This window comes from Actinotalea sp. C106 (genome assembly GCF_023630195.1).
Taxonomy (GTDB): Bacteria; Actinomycetota; Actinomycetes; order Actinomycetales; family Cellulomonadaceae; genus Actinotalea.
Window position 1 is genome coordinate 1 of the sequence record NZ_JALPKN010000204.1, and the last position, 5,766, is coordinate 5,766.

A 5,766-nucleotide genomic window follows, 5' to 3' on the forward strand; every position below is an offset into this window, starting at 1 on the left:
TCCGACTTGCGCCCTGCCCGCCCCCCCGACCACCGCGGCGGGCGAGGCCACCGAGACGGGCGAGGCCGCCGAGCGCCGCGCCGTCCGGGGGTGGCGCAGCTTCGTCACGGCCCAGATCCCCTCGGCCACCGTCGCCGTGACCATCGGGGGCCACCGGCGCACCGTGACGACCGACCGCGGCGGGTACGTCGACGCCGTGCTCGAGGCGGACCTCGACCCTGGCTGGCACCGCGTGACGCTCTCGGCGGGCGGCGGCGAGGTGGAGGCGCCCGTCCTGATCATCGGGGCCGAGCAGCGCACCGCGCTGCTGAGCGACATCGACGACACCGTCATGGTCACCGCCCTCCCTCGTCCCCTCCTCGCGGCCTGGAACAGCCTCGTCCTCCACGAGAGCGCGCGTCGGGTGGTGCCAGGGATGGCGCAGCTCTACCGACGTTGGCACGCGGCGAACCCGGGCGCACCGACCTTCTACCTCTCGACGGGCGCCTGGAACGTGGCCCCGGCCCTGCGGCGCTTCCTGCAGCGGTCGGGGTACCCGGCGGGACCGCTGCTCCTCACGGACTGGGGACCCACCAACTCGGGCTGGTTCCGCTCCGGGTCGGAGCACAAGGTGCAGGCCCTGCGCCGGCTCATGGTCGAGCTGCCGCAGGTGCGCTGGGTCCTGGTCGGGGACGACGGGCAGCGCGACCCGGTGGTGTACCGGCAGATCGCCGAGGAGCACCCGGGCCGGGTGGACGTCATCGCTCTGCGTCAGCTCACCCCGGCCGAGCAGGTCCTCGCCCACGGCACACCGGTGCCGACGGACCAGACCGAGCCTCGATCAGCCCCGGGCGGCGCGATGGTCGTCCAGGGCGGCGACGGCAACGCCCTCGCGCTGCGGCTCATCGACGCCGACCTGCTCCAGGTGCAGCACCGCACCGACCGCGGGTGAGGCACCGCTGAACGGTGCGCCCGCCGACGGGTGCGCTCAGCGGGCGACCTCAGCGGCGATGGCGCTGGCGAAGGCGTCGACGTCCTGAGCGGTCGTGTCGAAGGAGCACATCCACCGCACCTCCCCCGTGAAGGGGTCCCAGTCGTAGAAGCGGAACCGCTCGCGCAGCCGGTCGGCGACCCCGGCCGGCAGGACGGCGAAGACGGCGTTGGCCTCGACGGGCCGGACCACCTCCACGCCCTCGACCTCGGCGACGGCGTCCCGCAGCCGACGCGCCATCGCGTTGGCGTGCGCCGCCGAGCGCAACCACAGGTCGCCCTCGAGCAGGGCGAGGAGCTGTGCCGAGACGAATCGCATCTTCGAGCCGAGCTGCATGTTCATCTTGCGCAGGTACGTCAGCCCGACCGAGGCAGCAGGGTCGATGACCACCACGGCCTCCGCACCGAGCAGTCCGTTCTTGGTGCCCCCGAAGGAGAGCAGGTCCACGCCCACGTCGCTCGTCAGGGCGCGGAGCGGCAGGTCGCGGCTCGCGGCGGCGTTGGCCAGACGGGCGCCGTCCATGTGCACCCGCATGCCCAGCCCGTGGGCGTGCTCGCACAGCGCCCGGATCTCCTCGGGGCCGTAGCAGGTGCCGAGCTCGGTGCTCTGGGTCAGGGAGACGACGAGGGGCTGGGCGCGATGCTCGTCGCCCCGTCCCCGCGCCTGGCGGTCCACGAGCTCGGGGGTCAGTCGACCGTCAGGGGTCGGCACGGTCAGGAGCTTGATGCCACCGACCCGCTCGGGGGCGGCGTTCTCATCGGTGTTGATGTGAGCGGTCTCGCTGCAGATCACGGCACCCCACCGAGGCAGCATCGACTGCAGGGCGAGGACGTTGGCGCCCGTGCCGTTGAACACGGGGAAGACCTCGACCTCGCGACCTAGGTGGTGGGCCATGACCTCGTGGAGCCTCGCGGTGTAGCGGTCCGCGCCGTAGGCGGACTCGTGCCCGCCGTTCACCGTGCTGAGGGCCGCGAGCACCTCGGGGTGCGCGCCCGCGTAGTTGTCCGAGGCGAAGCCGCGGCGGTCCGGGTCGTGCAGGAGGGGGACGGCGCTCTCGATCACGCGCGTCATCCTCTCACCAGCCGGAGGGGAGCCCGGCCCGGCCGGCGTCGCCCAGCCTGACCACGCCGCCCAGCCTGACCAGGTCGCCCAGCCTGACCAGGCCGCCCGGCCGTGCACGGCCAGGCGACCGTGGCGTGCGTACAGTTCTCCCGAGATGACAGCAGACGACCGTGGCCCGCAGGCCGCCTCCGCCGAGCCGCTCCCCCGCGAGAACGACCCTGCTGGGGTCGACGCCTCCGGGATCGACCCCGCCGAGCTCGCCCGAGCACTCGAGGTGCTGCGCCACGCCGAGGCCCTCGACCCCAGCCACCCCGACGCCCTGCAGCTGCGGCGTGCGACGGCCCGCCTCTTCAAGGCCGTCAAGAAGCAACGCCGCCTGAACCGTCGGGCGGCGATCCAGGCGGCCGACGAGGCGGTCGTCGCGGCCACCGCGACGGGATCGCCTCGCAGGATCGACGACGAGACGGCGGGGCTGCCCCTGGTCTCGACCGCACGTGGGGCGAGCGCCGGCAGCCTGCAGCGTGCGCGCCCTTGCTACGTGTGCAAGGAGCCCTACAGCCAGGTCGACGCGTTCTACCACCAGCTGTGCCCGGACTGCGCCGCGATGCATCACGAGAAGCGTGAGGCGCGGACCGACCTGACAGGACGCAGGGCCCTGCTGACCGGTGGGCGCGCCAAGATCGGGATGTACATCGCCCTGCGCCTCCTGCGAGACGGAGCCAGCACGACGATCACCACCCGCTTCCCGCGGGACGCGGTGCGTCGCTTCCGCGCCATGCCCGACGCCGACGAGTGGATCGACAGGCTGACCGTCGTCGGTCTGGACCTGCGCGATCCGGCGCAGGTGGTGGCCCTGGCGGACGAGGTGGCCTCGGCGGGCCCGCTGGACGTGCTGATCAACAACGCGGCCCAGACCGTCCGCCGCTCCGCCGGTTCTTACGCACCCCTCGTCGCGGCCGAGGAGGCCGACCTGCCTGATGGCCCCCTGCCGCACCTGATCACCTTCGAGCATGCGAGCGACGCCCACCCTGCGGCCCTCGTGGGCTCGGTCGGGAACGGGGCCGTCGGCCACGACGAGTCCGGCCAGCTCGTCGGTCGCGCGCAACGGCTCACCGCGGAGGCGCTCCAGGCCGGGTCCTCCTCCCTCACCCGCCTGGCCCAGGGGGACGCGATCGACGCCGGGGGCCTGGTCCCGGACACGGCTCGGACGAACAGCTGGGTCGCGACCGTCGACCAGGTCGACGCCCTCGAGATGCTCGAGGTCCAGCTGTGCAACGCGACAGCCCCCTTCATCCTCGTCAGCCGCCTGAGGCGTGCGATGGCCGCCTCGCCCGCGCGGCGGACCTACGTGGTCAACGTCTCGGCCATGGAAGGGGTCTTCTCCCGGGGCTACAAGGGCCCGGGCCACCCGCACACCAACATGGCCAAGGCCGCGGTGAACATGCTGACCCGGACGAGCGCCACCGAGCTCGCGGACGACGGCATCCTCATGACGAGCGTCGACACCGGGTGGATCACCGACGAACGGCCGCACCCGACCAAGGTCCGCCTCGCCGAGGAGGGCTTCCACGCCCCGTTGGATCTCGTGGACGGCGCCGCCCGGGTGTACGACCCGATCGTCCGAGGAGAGGCCGGGGAGGATCTCTACGGCGTCTTCCTCAAGGACTACAAGCCATCTGGCTGGTAGTACTGCGCACAAGGCCCGGTGCTGTGGTCCTCCTCACCGTCCCTGGCCCGACCGTGGCGGCCGATGCGCCCTAGACTGGGGCCTTCCCTGTGGAGTTTGTCGCTTCCCCTGTGTGTAATCGTCCGCGTCCTCGACGTCGACGGCTGTGTGCAGCCGGTGCCTGGCACCGGCCGATCTCGAAGGTTCGGGACGGCGACCCGTGGGCCCTCGTGGCCCAGCCGCTCCCCCCGACGATCGACTGGACATCCTCATGCCCTCTGCTGCGCCCAGCACGCCCGCGACCGACTCCCCCGAGGCCGAGCGCGAGCTCGACCTCGTCGACCTCGGGCTGCCCGAGCCCGTGCTGCGTGCGGTGCTCGACCTCGGCTTCACCCGCCCGACCCCCATCCAGGCCGCGGCGGTCCCCGCCCTCCTGGCTGGTCGGGACATCACCGGCGTCGCCCAGACGGGGACCGGCAAGACCGCGGCCTTCGGTCTGCCGCTCCTCGCCGCCGTCGACCCGACGCTCGGCCAGGTCCAGGCCCTCGTGCTCACCCCGACCCGCGAGCTGGCCATGCAGGTCGCCGAGGCCCTCGAGACCTTCGCCAAGCACCTCCCCGGCCTGACCGTGGTCCCCGTGTACGGCGGATCCCCCTTCCTGCCTCAGCAGCGTGCCCTGGCCCGGGGCGCCCAAGTCGTGGTCGGCACCCCCGGCCGTGTGATCGACCACCTCGAGCGCCGCACCCTGCGCCTCGACGCGATCCGCTTCCTCGTCCTGGACGAGGCCGACGAGATGCTGCGCATGGGCTTCGCGGAGGACGTCGAGAAGATCTTCGGCGCTGCGCCGCGTGAGGGGCGCCAGGTCGCGCTCTTCTCGGCCACGATGCCGCCGCCGATCGTGCGGGTCGCCGCCCAGCACCTCAACAACCCCGTCCAGATCGCCACCTCACGGCAGTCCTCGACCGTGACGAACGTGCGGCAGCGCTACGCCGTCGTCCCGTTCCGGCACAAGATCGGCGCCCTGACCAGGGTGCTCTCGACCTCGGACGCCGACGCGGCCATCGTCTTCACCCGGACCCGGGGTGCGGCCGAGGAGGTCGGCACCGCACTGGTCGCCAAGGGCATCTCGGCGGCGACCATCTCGGGCGACGTCGCCCAGAAGGACCGCGAGAAGATCGTCGAGCGGCTGCGGGCCGGGGCCCTGGACGTGCTGGTGGCCACGGACGTGGCCGCACGCGGCCTGGACGTCGAGCGCATCGGGCTCGTCGTGAACTTCGACGTGCCGGGTGAGCCCGAGGCCTACGTGCACCGCATCGGCCGCACCGGCCGCGCGGGTCGTACCGGCGAGGCGTTGACCTTCGTGACCCCCAACGAGCAGGGTCGCCTGCGGGCGATCGAGCGCACGACGCGTCAGCGGCTCGAGGAGATCACCGTCCCCTCCCCCGCCGAGGTGTCCGCGCACCGGGTTGCCAAGCTCCTCGGCCGGTCGAGCGACCGGCACACCGCCGGTCGGCTCGAGATGTACCGCGAGCAGATCACCGCGCACCTCGCCGAGACCGGCATGGACCCGATCGACCTGGCAGCCGTCCTGGCTGCCCTCGCCGTCGGTGACGAGGGTCCGGGGTCGCGCGAGGAGATCGAGCCCTCGCCGCTCCAAGCCGGACGCGGAGCCGCCCAGGCGGAGGACGGTCGCATCTCCTTCACGAGCGAGGAGCGAGCCCGCACGGCCGTGCGCAAGGCAGCGACCGGCATCCGGTACCGCATCGCCGTCGGCCACACCCACGGCGCACGTCCCGAGGCGATCGTCGGCGCCATCACGGGCGAGGGTGGCCTCACGGGCAAGGACCTGGGGAAGATCGACATCTTCGCCACCTTCAGCCTGGTCGACATCAGCACCGAGATGACCCCCGAGGTCCTCCGCCGCATCGGTGGCGCACGGGTCGCAGGGCGCCCCCTGCGCATCGCGGTCGACCAGGGGCCGCGGCAGCGGACCGCGGCGCGGACCACCGCGCACCAGGGCACCCACCACCGCCCGGCCGGATCCGGGCCCCGTCGGGACCGCGGTCGG

4 protein-coding genes are annotated in these 5,766 nt (G+C 73.0%); 3 read left to right on the plus strand and 1 reads right to left on the minus strand.

Annotated elements, in window-relative coordinates; all coding sequences use genetic code 11:
• Positions 1-931: App1 family protein (locus L0B03_RS12975; RefSeq protein ID WP_250446415.1), on the plus strand; the 931-nt coding region annotated here is incomplete at its 5' end.
• A 36-nt stretch (positions 932-967) separates the two neighbouring features.
• On the opposite strand, the gene L0B03_RS12980 is transcribed toward L0B03_RS12975, so the two are convergent.
• Positions 968-2,041: a low specificity L-threonine aldolase gene (locus L0B03_RS12980; RefSeq protein ID WP_250446417.1), complete on the minus strand. Its 1,074-nt coding sequence runs from the start codon at positions 2,039-2,041 to the stop codon at positions 968-970.
• A 145-nt stretch (positions 2,042-2,186) separates the two neighbouring features.
• Between L0B03_RS12980 and L0B03_RS12985 the strand changes: the two genes are divergently transcribed.
• Both L0B03_RS12985 and L0B03_RS12990 read left to right on the plus strand, forming a co-directional pair.
• Positions 2,187-3,719, plus strand: a complete 1,533-nt coding sequence (locus L0B03_RS12985; RefSeq protein WP_250446419.1) for an SDR family oxidoreductase — start codon at positions 2,187-2,189, stop codon at positions 3,717-3,719.
• A 250-nt stretch (positions 3,720-3,969) separates the two neighbouring features.
• The coding region (locus tag L0B03_RS12990; RefSeq protein ID WP_250446421.1) for a DEAD/DEAH box helicase at positions 3,970-5,766 on the plus strand (1,797 nt) is incomplete at its 3' end.

Coding starts and splice junctions, on each gene's coding strand:
- L0B03_RS12980 (WP_250446417.1), bottom strand. CDS start 2,041: ATGACGCGCGTGATCGAGAGCGCCGTCCCCCTCCTGCACGACCCGGAC.
- L0B03_RS12985 (WP_250446419.1), top strand. CDS start 2,187: ATGACAGCAGACGACCGTGGCCCGCAGGCCGCCTCCGCCGAGCCGCTC.